Raw genomic sequence first — 15470 nt, forward strand, 5'->3', positions numbered from 1 at the left:
TAAATAAAGAAAGTGCCTTAAATGCGTCAAAGAAATGGGTAAAAAAACATCTTTGTAAACAACTGTTTTTCAGTTACTTAATAAGGGTTGATTTTCCTCTTATTTCGCCACTTGTATCTCCAAAGTTTGCGATGATTCTGTCCCACCTTTGGGTTTTGGACTTTCCAAATTGGCTGACCTCTTACCTCAGTGTACCGACCAGTTTCGGGATCTACAATCACATGCTTGAGCTGTACATGATCACTTTTCATAGGAGTTCTTGGGATTTCGGGAATGGTAATACTAATTCCGAAGTTAATGTTGAATGAAGGCGTGTTATGCTTGATACTTCCCATGCTTGGCATAGCCATTTGGTAGGATTGAAAATTATAAGATGGTTTGACCACTACACGGAAGTACTCTGAGAGATTCTTTTCGATAGATATGCCTAGATTAAAATAGACACTTTGGTTCATGAGTGCCGTATTGAATTTATCTCCGAGATACTTTTCTTTCCCGAACTCTACTTCCCCAGCAAAAGAGTAGTCCCAAAAGTCATAGAATTTATATCCCACCATCCCAAAATATTTGAACTGAAATACAGAACCGATGTTAGGCTCATAGTTTCGAATCCCTAATCCCTCTACGGTAGGTTTAAGCGAATTAATCTTCTGATACAGAAAGGATACACCTCCCCCTACTCTAAAGCCCTTGTAGTTAAAGCGCACGCGTAAATTCAGCGGGACAGCCCAACTGGTTCTTTTAAATCCTAGACCCAACGAATCAGCGTTAAAGATACGGTCACTATTGACCAGTAGAGGATTATTTACTGGATTGGAAATACCAGGATATGGCACATCAAAAGTATCCTCTAAGTTTACTGGGATTCCGATCTGGGGATCATTGAGCCAGTTTTCGTAAGTTTCAAACTCCAAAGGGAGTGCTTCGCCCGTATTCTCAGTAATGTATTGTCCCGTTTGGGTTTGAATCAAATAATAACCAGATAGACTGTGTTTGTAAGTTGTCGCATTGTAACCAGTACTCACTGTCATAGAAAACATATTGAGTACAGCCCGTACTGGAGATCGATAGATATCCTGCTCAGTGTACTCGTACTCCTGTGCTACTGCGCTCCATGAGATAACACAAAACCATATGATTAGTTTATATCTCAATTGACGATGGGTTGAGGTTGCAACAATTCGACTTCAAAAACAAGAATTTGATAAGGAGAGACTTTACTTGCGTAAGTGGGTATCACATCTTTCTCGACCAGATAGTCCTTTCTATTTCTAGGTGTGACAAAGGCACTTGCCCCGTAAGCCGTACGTGATGGCATAATCAGCAACGCACGCTCTTCTCTTTCCATCACGTCTACTCCGGCATCCAATCCAGTGATCACTGCCTGATCATTCAATGGGAAGGAAAAAAAGTCACTACCAGTAGTCCCATCAAACGAAGAGCCACTCGCATAGCTTTCCATTTTATAAGCCAGATACTGGATATCTGCCAATTCCCCCGCATTGACTGTTTGGTTAGTTTGTCCCTCTTCGGTACGCTTGTAGTAGACTCCTGATGGCAAAAGCTCCACAGAGTCCACGGGTAGGTACATCGTAGTATCTCTGACCCAGACACCACCGATCATGGTACTATCGATGATCGCACTGTCCAGTTTCTGTTCAGAGATAAATGCTTCTATCATCAAAGTTTCTTCTGAATCCTGTTCGGTCTCCGACTGTATCCCTACTAGCTCGACCGTCATGATGATCACACTATTCGCTGGGATGATAGAGGACAGTTCATCTAGCCCTTCATAAGCCAATGATGTAGGGATATAAAAAATGGCTGTATCTCCTTCTTCCATCAATCCTAATGAAATATCTAAGCCTACCGGGAAAATTGATCCCGTATTGAACTGCATTTTTACAGGTTCGTTGCTTCCATTGTTGGTAACTGCATCATAGGGCTGGTTGTCTACTGCTTGGGCAGTGTAATAGATGGACAGCACATCGCCTGTGCTTGCAGATATACCGGATCTGTTTTCGGTAATGATTTGGTAGTAAATGCCTGATTCATCTTTTTGGGTAGAATCACTCAAGTCATTCTCTTGGAGATAATCCAAAATGATGGCTTCTTGCGCAGCATAAGCTTCGTCTACCACCTCATCTTCTTTACAAGATACGAGGATAGCCACCGCCACCAACAACATAATATATGGGTAAAAAACGTGTTTATTCAAATCACCTACAATTGAGACACAAATTAGATCGAATAACGCCGTAAAAGAAAATTAATTATAGAAAAATGTAAGGGACTGCCCTTGCTTACCAGAATTAATGCACTTCGAATGTGGCACAGAAATAATGAAACAGCGGCACTTTATTCAACCCCAATTTGTCCCCGATCGCCAATAGACGTTCGTGATCCGTCTTAGTCATACTGCGCGGACTAATAATATCTTCGTCGCTATCTAGGAAAAATGAAGCCAAAAACCGGATGAAAATATAGGGAGTAGCGAGTACTGCTTTTCGATAATCATCGAGCGTTACTTTCACCTGTGGATCGTAAGGTTGCTCTAGACTAGCAATATCGAATGATTGCTCCATGGCGATTCGAATCACCGCTAAGAATTTCATCTCCCAGACATCGTACTTAGACAGCAAAAATTTCATTCCGAAAACCACAGGGTCTTTCCCCCAGAAATAGCCTCCTTTCGATAGCTTTCGAGCCTTTTTGTTCAGTGCCATTTCTTCAAAGAAACTCACCTGGCCATCTGCCAGTGCTACTCCAACAGTAGGTGCCATCATGATGAGGGAGAAAAAGTCTTGATCGGAAATTTCTAAATATGGAGCTTCTGCTTTGACAAATTCCTTTTTGAGTGCTGCAGTAGCCTCAATCACATCGTCTAGTGCAATGAGGCTTTCAATCTCAAATTCTGTAAACATGGTTTAGATATGGTTTAGTCAGTCGATAGGCGTTCAATATATACATATCGGTTTACAAATCAGAGCAGAAACCCCATATTATCAACAAGATAACCTCCTATCCTTCTTGCTCCTCTGTGGCTGGTTGCTGCAAGGTTGCGACGATTTCATCATAACTTTCTTTCAGTGCAGGGTCTGCTTTGAGTGCTTTTTTGACTTTATTGTAGTTGCCAGCACCTAGATCATCTTTGATCGCTGCAGTATAGTTGGTCTTAAAATTTGCCTTCAATACTTCGATATTGCTCTGAATGGAATCATAGGCAGCCAGTTGCTCTGGGGAGATCTCTGCTGCTGCAAGCTTAGCACTGTCTCCATTGGCCTGTTTGATAGCATTGAATGTACGTCCCATGTCCATCAATGGATCATTCTTCACCATGTCATTGGTTTTGGCCTGCAAATCTGCTTTCATGGAATCTATCGACAACATGACCTTGGCATATTGGGTAAGTTCTTCTGTTGTTATTTCTTCTTCTTGCGCTTGTGCTACAAATACCGCCATGCTCAAAAGCACTGCGGATAGTACTGTTCTAATCTTCATAAAATGTTTAGTGTTTATTAATTACCAACCACGAATTAACCACCTTCATGTTGAAATTTCAAATGAACCCCTCCTTCATTCGAGTATTGCACCTAGATTTGTATGATTCTTAACAAATAATAACGAATGAAAAAGATATACTATCTCTCTACCTGTAGCACTTGCAGTCGTATCATCAAAGAACTGGATCTCACGCCAGACAACATCACGATGCAAGACATCAAAACAGAAGCAATGACCGCTGAGCAAGTGGAGCAAATGAAAGATATGGCTGGCAGTTACGAAGCGTTGTTTAGCCGCAGATCGATGAAATACAAGGCGTGGAATCTAGGAGACAAAACCCTAACAGAAGAGGACTACAAAAACTACATTCTCGAAGAATACACCTTCCTCAAGCGTCCTGTGATTATACTCGATGATCAAATATTCGTTGGGAATAGCAAGAAAGTCGTAGAAGCTGCAAAAGCTGCGCTATAGTATCTCAGTTAGAACTTAGCAATCAAACGCAGATTGAGAAACCGTGCGGACAGTGCATTGGGCACAGCGAAATTGTTATTGTTTACATCCTTGACCCATGTGTAAGTCAGGGCATTGTCCGTACCGAGTAGATTCAATACCTCCGCGCCTATCCATAATGATCGTGGCAACCAAATCTGTTGGGACTGAAAGGTGAAGCTTTTAGAAAACCCGACATCTACACGTGTATAGTGGTCGCCGGAGTAGACACTCCGGTTGTCATCATCGCCTGGAGGACCAAAAGGCAATCCGCTACCAAACTGCATATTGAGACTAACTTTGACACTCGGGTCGTTAGGGATATGATCCTGAAAGAATATACCGAGGTTGAGGCGCTGATCGGTGGGTCTGCGGACATATCCGTTACCTGTATGAAGGTTTTCTTCGGTTTTCAATATCCCCAGACTGAACCATGACTCTGTTCCTTCTATAAACTCCCCATTGATTCGAAAATCAAAACCATAGGCATAAGCCGTAGCTTGATTGCTCGCGAAGTAGCGGATTTTGACATTCTCCACATCGTAGGGATTTACATCCCAGAGATACTTGTAGTAGCCCTCAGAACTCAATACAAAAGATCTCCCCCAGATCATCAACTGTCTATCCCATGCCAGCAGTGCATGAACGGACTGCTGTGCTTTGACATTAGGATTGATTGTCCCTGTGCGATCACGCAGCTCTCTATAGAATGGATGTTGGGCATAGTGCCCCGTAGACACACGTATTGTATTTCTATCACTGAGACCAAAACGGTAGGCATATTGCAAGCGAGGGCTGAGGATGAACTGCTCACTATAAGTCCAGTAGCTTGCACGTACCCCCATGTTGAGCTGATGTGTTGATCCAGGGTTACCGATGACCAACTGCACAAAACCTCCTACCTTGTCAGATGACAGCTCTGCCTCACTATCCAACACTTCAGTGACCGTGACATAATCTACCGAATCGATCAGTTCGTACTCATCTAGTCTGTCCTCGATCATTTCATGATCCCAGTTCACCCCGAATTGCAACAGATGCTCCCCTATCTTTACTTCGTTCTTTTGCTCTACTGCGATGATCTGTGCATCAAGCCGATTGCGTCCATAGCTGTAATTCGTCCCTACGCCGAGTACGTTTACACATTCGTTGAAGCGATTCGATCCGATATTGGTATTGACATCACAGAGCAAGTAGCCCGCTTCTATTTCATAGTTTTCTCGCTCAGAGGACAATACTCCCGATAGTGAAAGTGTAGACTGAAAACGATCTGAGAACTGATGACTGAGGATCAGTGCCGCCTGATTCGTATTATAGTCCAACAACTCACGCCCGTCGAATGCAATACTGAGGCGATAGGACGCTTGCAGGTTTCCGAAATCCGTCTGCTGACGTTCGGGTATGGTTTCGTAGTTATTGATGGCAGTGGAGATCAATAGGCTTAGTTTGGTTCTATCCCCGAATTTCTTGGTGATGAAAGACTGCACATCGGTGAACTTTGGCAAATATTGCCCCTGCGTCTCTAGAGTACCTAGTAGGTACTTGGTGTTTTTGTGTCGGGCGCTGATCGTGTAGCTGAGATCCTTTTTGTCATTGATACCTCCCAGGTAGATACTGCCACCGAGCAAACTTAGGTTGATGGTCGCTTCGTGTCGAGTGGGTTCCTTGTAGTAGACATTGAGCACAGAGGACAGCTTATCACCATAGGCAGCTTCCCAGGCACCGGCTGAAAAATCAACCTGATCTACCAAATCTATATTGATAAAACCGAGTCCTTCTTGACGACCTGCGCTGACGATCTGAGGACGGTAGATCTTGACGCCATTGACATAGATGAGGTTTTCGTCATAGTTACCACCACGGACAGAATAGGCCGAGGACAATTCGTTGTTGCTGCTCACTCCTGGTAGCGTACTGAGTACTTTGGAGAAGTCTCCAGTGGCTGAAGGAAGGTTGTAGACATCCTTGGCATTGACATGTATCGTCGTGATGTCGTCTTTATAGATACGATCTGTTACGCTGACATCCTGTAGCAATTCAGTTTTGTAGGTAAGTGGGACTTGGAGGGTCAAATCTTGTGATACGGAGAAGTTCTGAATGTACTTTTCGAACTGGAGATGAAAAACTGAAATGCTGTGCTGCCCTTCTGGCAATTGAATACGCACCTCTCCTCTTCTATTGGTAGTACGGAGTATAGAATCGGGCATGACAATGACCTGTGCATCTTCTACAGGCTGATTCAAACTATCGACTAGCTCCAACTTTAGCTCATAATTGGTTTGAGCAAATCCTGATAGACACAGGGCAAAGAGAAGTATAAAAGTAGTGATGAAAATTCTTGACATAGTACTGGTCGATCAGCCTTGCAATATATGATGATTAGCAGATCAGTACCTAAGCAATTTTACATTTTTAGTCTCTGATCCAGACTGCAAATGAAGGATATATATGCCGCTGGAGTTTCCAGTCACCGGGAGAGTAAGTACCTCTCCTTTTCTTACTTTCTGTGGGCTTTGTTTGGCAACTATTTTACCATCAGGTGCATAGAGTGTCACATTCAGCTCCTTACGCGCATATTCACGCTCTACTTGGATAGAAATATAATTACCTGTAAAAGGATTCGGAAAGACCGTAAAGCTATCCTCAAACACACTAGACACTGACAAAACTGAATCTCCAATCACACGCAGGTAATTGGGCAAACCATGACCTAACTCGTTGTCTGGATTAGCATGCTGACTACCGATAGACGCTATGAGTTCCTTAATTTCCAAATTGTTCAATTCAGGAAACTGCTGCCACAGTCCCGCTGCAAAACCAGCGATCAATGGAGCCGAAAAACTCGTCCCGCTATTGGTACCGATAGAGTTGTCATCATGAAAAACTGCTACTCCTTGACCTAATGCTACGACATCTGGTTTGATTCTACCATCGGCAGTTGGTCCTATGGAGCTAAAGCTCGACCTGACTCCACTGCTGTTAACCGCACCCACTGCCAAGACATCTGCTACATCTGCTGGTGGCGTGACATACTGCCATGTTTTATTGCCTTCATTGCCTGCACTACTCACTACGAGGATGCCTTTGTCTGATGCCAATGCTGCCGCACGAGAAATCAATGCCGTTTCGCCATCCATATCCTCCTGCACATAGTTCATCTCCGAATCCTCGAATATGTTATACCCCAAAGATGAAGAGATAATGTCTACACCAGCACTATCCGCACGCTCTGCCGCAAAAAGCCAATTGTACTCTTCTATACGATACTCAAAGCGACCACCGTCACTCACATCCTCGGTGACATAAAGACTGATATCAGCATTGTACCCTGTCCCTAGGAGCACTTCTTTGTAGTCCGATACGATACAACTCAGGGCATTGGTACCGTGATCATCTATCGAAAATACCTCTTGGCTATTGGTCGTGAAGTTCAAACGATCTATAAGCCTGTCATCCTCGAACAACTGTCCAAATACAGCAGACTCGTTCACTTTTGAAAACCCTCCATCCAAAACCGCTATATGTACTCCCTTGCCCGTATATCCCTCTGAATGCATCGTCTGTGCAGCGAGCATCGTTAGTTGGTTATTACTATTAGAGGAAACAATAGAAGGCACCAAAGCGGTATAGCTTAACTCGACTTCTTGCAGGTCTGCATTGAGCTTCGTGCCTGGTGCTACGTACTCATAAGCCGTGATATAACTCGTCTCCATTAATTCGATCAACTGAGATTCCTCTGCTTCGACGAGGACGGCGTTGAACCATCGAGAAGTGAAATAGGGCTTGACATTGTATTTGATCAGAGAGTCAATATAGTTCTGATTGACAGGGAAGTCCTCTGAAGTAATAGGCGTTTGGCGTTTGACCCGCCGGTCTATGGCGCGTTGAGAAAGAAATGCTGTAGGCAGATCGATAGAAAAAGCGGAGTTGGCTTTGTCTGAGAAGAAAACAACGTAACGGTTCTCTTCTGCCCAAGAGACTGTGCTAAATATAGTAAGTATGTAAAGTAATAATATGCGCTTAATCTTGCTTCTTGCCATATGTTATCAACGTCTGCTCTAACTGCCTGCCTGCTACTATTTTGTCTGTGTTGACGATACCATCCTCCTGATCATACGCCCACTTGGCGTGATATTTAATGATCAATCCCACCTCTGGTGCATAATACTCTAATCTATCGTCTCTTCCTATCAATGGATCTATTCCTTGATCACTTTGTATCACTTGTACCACATTCGTGAAAGCCTGCTCAGCAAGTACCGTGTCGATTTGGCTTTCTCCATATTGATAGAACTCTGACTGTCGGTTATTGTAGCTATTTCCATCCCATGATAGGTCTTCCTCGATAGGAAATACCAATTTGACAAAGGAAACATTGTTTTCTACAGCGACTACTCGCGTGGTATTGATAGATGTTGTCCAGACTGAATCCAGTTTCCACACTGCGGTCTCATCGGCACGTTTGGAGCGATGCAGCTGATACCTCACTTCGGTATCCGAGATGATTGTCGAGTCTACCACTTCCTCTTTCAACTGGTAGTTCTCCTCTTCTGGACCGATCAGATAATAATTGGTATCATGTACATCATAGATGCGGTACGCTCCCACCTCCATGGGAAAGTACTGCACACCTAATCTACTAAAATCTGTCTCTAGCTCGGATGTACACCCAAAGCAAACCACTAGCGATATCAGTAGCAGCTTATAGTACTGCATGCTGCGCTTGTCTGAAACTTGATTTGATCCAACCGCCCCCGATGACATCATTGCCTTCGTAGAACACTGCGGCCTGACCTGGCGCGATGGCACTCACTCCCTTGCCAAAGTAGACCTTCATAGTATTGTCTACATGCTCTATAACGGCAGGCGTACCGAGATCATTGTAACGTACCTTGGTCACGGTATCCATGCGTTCGCTGAGTCCGTCATACTTGCCCATGATCAGTTGGTCAACATACATGCCGTCACGTGACAGTTCATCGAAAGTACCGAGTACGACTCTGTTTTTTTCTTTCTGTATTTCAACGACATAGACAGGAAATCCCAAAGCGATCCCCAAACCCTTTCGCTGTCCTACTGTATAGAATGGATAGCCCTCATGCGTACCCACGACGGTCCCGTCCTCTAGTACAAACTCACCACCTGCGACCTTTTCTTCTAGACCATCTACTCTCCTTTTGAGGAACCCTCGGTAGTCATTGTCTGGCACGAAACAGATCTCGTAGGATTCGGACTTGTTGACCAAATCCGTAAAACCTCTTTCGATTGCCATCTCACGAATCTGTGTTTTCTTCAGATGTCCTAGTGGCAGTATGGTACGAGAGAGACTCTGCTGGGACACGCCCCACAGTGCATAGGATTGATCCTTCATCTCATCTGCTCCTTTGGAGATCACGTATCGGCCGTCTTCCTCACGTACATTGGCATAGTGCCCCGTCGCGATAAAGTCACAGCCGAGCTTGTCCGCTCTACGCAGCAGCGCATCCCACTTGATGTGCGTATTGCACAGCACGCACGGGTTCGGCGTACGGCCTTTGAGGTACTCGTCGGTGAAGTGATTGATCACATAGTCGCCGAACTCCTCTCTGATGTCTAATATATAATGGGGAAAACCAAGATCAACGGCGATGTTTCTCGCGTCGTTGATGGAGTCGAGGCTGCAACAGCCTGTCTCCTTTTTGCTACTACCCGAGGAGTTGTAATCCCAGGTTTTCATGGTCATTCCGATGACTTCATAGCCTTGCTCATGAAGCATCACTGCTGCGACGGAGCTGTCTATACCGCCACTCATCGCTACTAATACTCTTCCTTTTTTACTCATCTAATGTTTAATTGCCAGGTTCACAGTCTGGTGTTCACACTTATTTAAGCTACAAAATTAACGCAAAGAGTTGATTTGATTGTTGGATTGGGGCGATAAAGTGAGGGATTGGTCTCTTCTTATCGATTTAAAATAGATAGTCGTCCATCCAAAACGTACGACTATCTATTTTGGGAAGATAACAGGGGGTTATATGTATGTCAAAGGTTGGTTAAGACACTATATTGCTTAAATACTCAACTTGACAGACTTCACTGAACAGACTCATAAGTCAACAGACATAAGATTATAATGCAACCTCTATTGTACTGTCAGACATATCTAAAATATATGGGTTCGGTTTTAAACTTCAAGAAAACCGAACCCACATACTTTATAAAAGCCAGACTGGCTCTACTTGAGCGTTTAATCAACAGGCATTTCTATTTTGGTATAAGAGGACACCTCCATGATAGGCTCAACGCTATCCAAATCAATTCTCTTTTCATCGCTATCCATTTTGAAAGACCAAACGGGTACTTTCACATGGTTGACAGTATCTTCAGTGAGGCTACCTAGCAGCCAATGTGCGATTCCTTTTCTCGCATGAGTAGCCATTGCGATCATGTCTATGTTTTCTTCTTCTACGTATCTCAAAATACCCACGGATGGAGACACAGACCGAACAATATGAAAAGTGAAGGCTTTAATCCCCAAAGATTGAATCAGCTTGGTTGTCTCACGAGAGATTTCTTCTTCATTTTCTATATTATGAACAGTTCGAACCCATACAAAATCCAATTGGACGTTAAATAGAGCCTCCATACTTGCTACTTCTTGTAGAAAACTCATTCGGATATCATCTATGTCAATCGGAATCATCACACGTTTAATTTCGTCTAGCACCGTTTTTCCACTGATTGAGATGACCGGACATGCTGCCTTCCTAACCACCTTTTCTGTGTTTGACCCTTCCAAGAATTCATCTATACCAGAACTTCCGCTCGTTCCCATGATCACCAAATCGTAAGCTTCATGAGTGATCTTTTCGTTAAGTATGGTGATGAGCGTTTCATCAGAAATATACTCATCAATAGATACGCCTGATACATGGTATCTTGCGATCAGTTGATTCATTTGCTCCTTGGACGATTCCTCTACCTTCTTGAGCAATGTACTGGTCACTATAGCTGCGTTATGAATTTCTGGATAAAAATCATAGTGAAGGCTGGTTACCAAAGTAATGGTCGCTTCATATTTTTGAGCCACTTCAATCGCGAACGCCAACGCATCTTCACTCAATTTTGAGAAATCAGTAGGGACTAGAATCTTCTTCATGGTAAATCTATTATAGGGTTAAATCTTTGTTCAATAATATGTGTAATTATACGTTTCATCCTACCTCCTAGTTCTCTATTCAGTCGCTATTTTAATCATTTGTTTAAATGATTAAAAACATGTGATATGGGACCTCACAGACTCCCCACTACCCAACCGACCCCAAAGGCTGCTAAACCAATGACAACCTTGTCGGCGGTGGATTTCCACCAGATGCGGCGAATCTGCTTCTTGAGGTGCTTGACGGTGCGCTCCATCTCTGCCAGTTGCTGGTTGAGCTGCTCATTGGTGGACTGCAGCTCGGCGTTGGTGGTTTGGAGCACGACGATGCTACGGTCTAGCTCGGCGATGATCTGGTTCATGTTGAGCGCAATATCGTGTTGGTCACGCTCGATCTTATGGACGAGCAGCGCCGTGAGTCGCTCGATCTCCCGTACCTTGTCTAGGATCTCTTGATTGGTCTGCATCAGTTCTGCATGGGCAGCTGAGACGGTCTGCAGCTCTTGCAACTTCTGGTTGAGCAAAGCAGCCCGCTGCATGCTGATCACCCAGGCACCGTCGGCCTGTACATGGACGGTCTGCCCCTGGTAGACTTGGAGGCTGTCGTCCGCTTGCGTGAAATCCACCACCTGCGCTGCACTGACGGGCAGTGCTGCAAGGATCCATAGTATGAAATACAGCGTCTTCATGGCGAGGGTATTTGATGGTGAGACATCATATTGGGTGAAACCGCATCGTAGGTTCGGAGGACTTGCCTCAGGCTATCCCGGATCTGGATCACGTCCTGCTGCTGCTCATCCGAGATACGCGTCAGGTCTTGGTTCATGTCGCTGATGCGGTGGTGAGACAGCAACAGTTGGGCATGGAGTGTTTCGTAGTTTTGATGGATGCGCTCGTACTGTGCAGCGATAGACTGCAAGGTATCGATCTGCACCTTTAGAGACTGGCTCAGGCTTTGCGCTTGGCGAAAGCTATCTTGGTTGACGAGGCTTTGGTAGACAATGAGACCAACGAGCACCAAGAGTATGAGGGTGTATATATGGGTAGTTTTCATGATTTCCTTTTTTTTAGATGTGAGACTTTTAAACATTATGTTTTAGATCGCTAGACGCTAGACTTTTGTCTAAAATCTACATACTAGCTACTAGTATGTAGTAAAAAAAGAGGCCCTCACTAAGAATCAACCCATCACTATCGTACGAAACGGTATGGTTTTATTTTTAGCTGTTTGAACACCAGACTTGATACATGAGATAGATTGTCTAAATACTAAAATCTAACTACTAACATCTAGTGTAAATAAGACCTCTCCTATCATTTGAATGCGGATACAACAACTTAGACAATCGGTTCAACATCTTGCTTTACGAACTTTATAGTTGCCAAACGATCGTGCAGCTCCATGCTTGGACGAAAATTCACCTTGAGCCTTTTGATCGTATTTTTATCTACATCCTCTATGAGATCCTCCCCATAACTAGCAATAGCTGGTGAGAAACTACCCATATCCCCTAGCCTCACAATGCGGCCTTCTTCGAGATAGGTGTGCATGCGATCCAAGAATGACTCTAATACACCAAATATATCGGTAGTATGCAAACTCGTCATTTTGGAGATTTCCGTAGCGATCTTTCGGATGCCCACTGGGCGCTCACGAATGATGCTCGCGTAATACTTGATTTGACCTCCGCCAACCACTCCCGGTTGCGCTTTGGGTACAGCTTTATACATAATTGACATGACTTGAAAATTTAAAATGTGAAAAATGAGTTAAACTTTGCTTCACAAGGACGTACCACGGACACGTCTACTGAGCGTAGCATCAACCTTTCAAAACCGGCAGAGCCTGCCTGAGGTTTTGCTAAGTAATACTGATCATACTTGCATCTATTGGGTGCTTTGCTAGGTCGTAACTATGCGTAGTGAGACTGTGCGGTGCGTGTGCTTGCGAAAGCGGGGTGCTTGTCCATACTTGGATCAAAACAGCAGAACTGTTCATAAATTGGGTGAAGACAAACGGGGTTATCGAGTGGCCTTTTCGATGTGTCTGAAGACAATTCTTCAAGAACAATATCCGTTCCAAAAATGTTCGGGAAAATGCCAAAATATGTTAAAAATCCAGTGCTTAGTTAATTTTTCACTAAACAACTTTAACTAGTTGTAATTCAATTAGTTAACAATCTACGCTTGCCGTCAAAAGGGGACTAGTTACATGCCCCTCAAAGTCTGCGCAGACTTAGCCTCAAATCCGTGCGGATTTTGCTTCAAATCTGCGCAGACTTTGTCCCAAACCCGTGCAGACTTTCGTACAAACAACAGCAGGTTTTCACACAAACCACACTATGTTTTGGAGTAAACCCGCGCGGGTTTTTGAAAGTCAGTAACGAGGTTACTTTGAGTAACCTCGTTACTGACTAAGGTAAGCTCCAAAAAAACAACCTTGTTACTCCCAAAACCAATCTGTATCCAAAGGTAGAACAGCGGTCTCTTCATGAAAGGAAGCATAGTTTTCTTTGCCACCAAACCAATCTAATACCTCCCTCCGATACAGCTTGGTACTGGTCGTCGCTAGGTGTGCATGATAGGATGAGTAGGGATATTCTTTGTGATCGGTAACAAATCCATGTTTGACAGGGTTGTGATGGATGTATCGGATCAATTGAGAAAAATAAGCATTGTTGGTGACGGCAATCCTCTTAAATGGCCTCTCAAACAAAGGGCCTGTGCGATCGTAATGCTTGTTGATGGCTCGGGTGTAGCCTTGCAAAAAGCTGGAGAAACCGTTGCTGACGTGCCAGTAGCTAGGCTTGTCTTTGTCTTTCAGCATCACGGCAGATAGCTCTTCTTCAGATTTGACCTGAATCAACAGGTGAAAGTGATTGTTGAGCAAACAGTAAGCGTAAGTCCTAACCCAAGGATGAACATATCTCGCATACTGCTGCAAAAAGTAATCGTAGTTCTTAGACGCAAAGAAAACAGACTGGCCGTTGACACCACGGTTGTAGATGTGGTAATAGCTTTCAGGCGCTAGTTGAGTAGTACGGGTATCCATGGGTTGGTTGGTTTAAGTTTTAAGTAACGTCACCAGTAAGGAGGTTACTTGGAGTAACCTCCTTACTGGTCTGGCTAGATAAAAATAATCAGCCTAGTGTATAAAACCATCCCTTTAATCTACTTTTTGAAATAACGAGGTTACTTAGAGTAACCTCGTTATTGACTAAAGACCGATAGTTTTGGTGTCTCGTTTTAGTGGGAGAATATTCATCCTACCGGAGACTTTTGCGTATAGTACTAACTCAGTAAACAAAAACAAATACATGAAAGCCATAGGATTCAAACAATCACTACCCATATCAGCACAGGACAGTTTCATAGCCTTCGAAATGGACAAGCTCTCTCCCACTGGATACGATCTACTTATCAAGATAAAGGCGATCTCCGTCAATCCAGTAGATTTCAAAATCCGAACAAGTGCCGCCAAGGACAAGGTACTCGACACCCCAAAAGTCATTGGTTGGGATGCCGTCGGTATCGTCGAAGCGGTGGGTGATCAAGTATCAAAATTCAAAGTTGGGGATGAAGTATACTATGCCGGTGACTTGACCCGTAGTGGCAGCAATGCCGAGTACCAACTGGTGGATGAGCGCATCGTGGGTTTCAAGCCCAAGCGCCTAAGCATAGCAGAAGCTGCTGCCATCCCATTGACAGGGCTGACGGCCTACGAATCACTCTTTGACCGCATCAAAATCAACCCAGAGACTGACAAAGGCAAGTCGGTACTGATTCTCGCAGGTGCAGGTGGCGTAGGATCTATCGCCATCCAACTCGCCAAGAAAGTAGCAGGGCTCACGGTCATCGCGACCGCTTCGAGACCCGACTCGGTACAGTGGTGCAAGGACATCGGCGCTGACTATGTCGTCAACCACTATCAGCTCAAGGAAGATTTAGAAAAAATAGGTCACAGCCAAGTCCACTACATCTTGGATTTTGTAGACCTCAAAGGATATTGGGACACGATGGCGGAGATCATCAAACCTCAGGGACACATCGTATCGATCACAGGTAGCAATGAACCCTTGAACCTTAATGTATTGAAGACCAAAAGTGTAAGCTTCTCATGGGAACTCATGTACACCCGATCCATGTACACGACCGACGATATCGAGAGACAGCACGACATCCTCAACCGTATCGCTGAGCTGTTCGATGATGGCACCTTACGCTCCACACTGACTACTACACTCCAGGGTTTCTCTGTAGAGAATCTAAAGAAAGCGCACGAGATGCAAGAGTCTGGCAAAACCATTGGCAAGACGGTGATTGCGTATTAATAGGT

General features: G+C 44.2%; 15 protein-coding genes. 2 read left to right on the forward strand and 13 right to left on the reverse strand.

Features of this window, described 5'->3' with window-relative positions:
• Positions 1-77 precede the first annotated feature (77 nt).
• The 4 genes from BGP76_RS06615 to BGP76_RS06630 all read right to left on the reverse strand — a co-directional run bounded on the left by BGP76_RS06615 (position 78) and on the right by BGP76_RS06630 (position 3501).
• Complete coding sequence (locus tag BGP76_RS06615; protein ID WP_119844052.1) at positions 78-1154, reverse strand: hypothetical protein; 1077 nt, start codon at positions 1152-1154, stop codon at positions 78-80.
• Positions 1151-2218 (reverse strand): FKBP-type peptidyl-prolyl cis-trans isomerase, encoded by a 1068-nt coding sequence (locus tag BGP76_RS06620; RefSeq protein WP_147407395.1) that lies wholly within the window; start codon positions 2216-2218, stop codon positions 1151-1153. Before BGP76_RS06620 ends, BGP76_RS06615 begins: the two co-directional genes overlap by 4 nt.
• Positions 2219-2312: 94 nt before the next feature.
• Positions 2313-2924, reverse strand: a complete 612-nt coding sequence (locus BGP76_RS06625; protein ID WP_119844054.1) for a hypothetical protein — start codon at positions 2922-2924, stop codon at positions 2313-2315.
• 97 nt (positions 2925-3021) lie between these two features.
• Positions 3022-3501 (reverse strand): DUF4168 domain-containing protein, encoded by a 480-nt coding sequence (locus BGP76_RS06630; RefSeq protein ID WP_084190554.1) that lies wholly within the window; start codon positions 3499-3501, stop codon positions 3022-3024.
• A 126-nt stretch (positions 3502-3627) separates the two neighbouring features.
• Here BGP76_RS06630 and BGP76_RS06635 point away from each other — a divergent pair, with 126 nt between their 5' ends.
• Positions 3628-3978: an arsenate reductase family protein gene (locus tag BGP76_RS06635; RefSeq protein ID WP_119844055.1), complete on the forward strand. Its 351-nt coding sequence runs from the start codon at positions 3628-3630 to the stop codon at positions 3976-3978.
• 8 nt (positions 3979-3986) lie between these two features.
• Here the strand turns inward: BGP76_RS06635 and BGP76_RS06640 are convergent, their stop codons facing one another.
• The 9 genes from BGP76_RS06640 to BGP76_RS06680 all read right to left on the reverse strand — a co-directional run bounded on the left by BGP76_RS06640 (position 3987) and on the right by BGP76_RS06680 (position 14186).
• Positions 3987-6341, reverse strand: a complete 2355-nt coding sequence (locus BGP76_RS06640; protein ID WP_119844056.1) for a TonB-dependent siderophore receptor — start codon at positions 6339-6341, stop codon at positions 3987-3989.
• A 42-nt stretch (positions 6342-6383) separates the two neighbouring features.
• Positions 6384-8036: a S8 family peptidase gene (locus BGP76_RS06645; protein ID WP_119844057.1), complete on the reverse strand. Its 1653-nt coding sequence runs from the start codon at positions 8034-8036 to the stop codon at positions 6384-6386.
• Complete coding sequence (locus BGP76_RS06650) at positions 8017-8712, reverse strand: hypothetical protein (RefSeq protein WP_119844058.1); 696 nt, start codon at positions 8710-8712, stop codon at positions 8017-8019. The genes BGP76_RS06645 and BGP76_RS06650 overlap by 20 nt, the downstream gene beginning before the upstream one ends.
• A complete protein-coding gene (gene mnmA, locus BGP76_RS06655; protein WP_073123110.1) occupies positions 8699-9817 on the reverse strand; it encodes a tRNA 2-thiouridine(34) synthase MnmA in 1119 nt (372 codons plus the stop codon). Before mnmA ends, BGP76_RS06650 begins: the two co-directional genes overlap by 14 nt.
• A gap of 405 nt (positions 9818-10222) precedes the next feature.
• On the reverse strand, positions 10223-11134 hold the full coding sequence (locus BGP76_RS06660) for a universal stress protein (RefSeq protein ID WP_119844059.1): 912 nt from the start codon (positions 11132-11134) through the stop codon (positions 10223-10225).
• 134 nt (positions 11135-11268) lie between these two features.
• Entirely contained in the window at positions 11269-11823 is a 555-nt protein-coding gene (locus BGP76_RS06665; protein WP_119844060.1) for a hypothetical protein, read from the reverse strand.
• Complete coding sequence (locus BGP76_RS06670) at positions 11820-12188, reverse strand: hypothetical protein (protein ID WP_147407396.1); 369 nt, start codon at positions 12186-12188, stop codon at positions 11820-11822. Before BGP76_RS06670 ends, BGP76_RS06665 begins: the two co-directional genes overlap by 4 nt.
• Positions 12189-12472: 284 nt before the next feature.
• Positions 12473-12874 carry an HU family DNA-binding protein gene (locus tag BGP76_RS06675; RefSeq protein WP_119844062.1) on the reverse strand — a complete coding sequence of 134 codons (402 nt, stop codon included), beginning with the start codon at positions 12872-12874 and terminating at the stop codon, positions 12473-12475.
• Between the two features lie 703 nt (positions 12875-13577).
• Positions 13578-14186, reverse strand: a complete 609-nt coding sequence (locus tag BGP76_RS06680; protein WP_073123120.1) for a transposase — start codon at positions 14184-14186, stop codon at positions 13578-13580.
• 265 nt (positions 14187-14451) lie between these two features.
• Here BGP76_RS06680 and BGP76_RS06685 point away from each other — a divergent pair, with 265 nt between their 5' ends.
• Positions 14452-15465, forward strand: coding sequence for a zinc-binding alcohol dehydrogenase family protein (locus BGP76_RS06685; RefSeq protein ID WP_119844063.1), 1014 nt, complete (start codon positions 14452-14454; stop codon positions 15463-15465).
• Positions 15466-15470 lie beyond the last annotated feature (5 nt).

It is taken from the genome of Reichenbachiella sp. MSK19-1, assembly GCF_003590315.1.
Classification (GTDB): domain Bacteria; phylum Bacteroidota; class Bacteroidia; order Cytophagales; family Cyclobacteriaceae; genus Reichenbachiella; species Reichenbachiella agariperforans.

Coding starts and splice junctions, on each gene's coding strand:
- BGP76_RS06625 (WP_119844054.1), bottom strand. CDS start 2,924: ATGTTTACAGAATTTGAGATTGAAAGCCTCATTGCACTAGACGATGTG.
- BGP76_RS06630 (WP_084190554.1), bottom strand. CDS start 3,501: ATGAAGATTAGAACAGTACTATCCGCAGTGCTTTTGAGCATGGCGGTA.
- BGP76_RS06635 (WP_119844055.1), top strand. CDS start 3,628: ATGAAAAAGATATACTATCTCTCTACCTGTAGCACTTGCAGTCGTATC.
- BGP76_RS06640 (WP_119844056.1), bottom strand. CDS start 6,341: ATGTCAAGAATTTTCATCACTACTTTTATACTTCTCTTTGCCCTGTGT.
- BGP76_RS06645 (WP_119844057.1), bottom strand. CDS start 8,036: ATGGCAAGAAGCAAGATTAAGCGCATATTATTACTTTACATACTTACT.
- BGP76_RS06650 (WP_119844058.1), bottom strand. CDS start 8,712: ATGCAGTACTATAAGCTGCTACTGATATCGCTAGTGGTTTGCTTTGGG.
- mnmA (WP_073123110.1), bottom strand. CDS start 9,817: ATGAGTAAAAAAGGAAGAGTATTAGTAGCGATGAGTGGCGGTATAGAC.
- BGP76_RS06660 (WP_119844059.1), bottom strand. CDS start 11,134: ATGAAGAAGATTCTAGTCCCTACTGATTTCTCAAAATTGAGTGAAGAT.
- BGP76_RS06665 (WP_119844060.1), bottom strand. CDS start 11,823: ATGAAGACGCTGTATTTCATACTATGGATCCTTGCAGCACTGCCCGTC.
- BGP76_RS06670 (WP_147407396.1), bottom strand. CDS start 12,188: ATGAAAACTACCCATATATACACCCTCATACTCTTGGTGCTCGTTGGT.
- BGP76_RS06675 (WP_119844062.1), bottom strand. CDS start 12,874: ATGTCAATTATGTATAAAGCTGTACCCAAAGCGCAACCGGGAGTGGTT.
- BGP76_RS06680 (WP_073123120.1), bottom strand. CDS start 14,186: ATGGATACCCGTACTACTCAACTAGCGCCTGAAAGCTATTACCACATC.
- BGP76_RS06685 (WP_119844063.1), top strand. CDS start 14,452: ATGAAAGCCATAGGATTCAAACAATCACTACCCATATCAGCACAGGAC.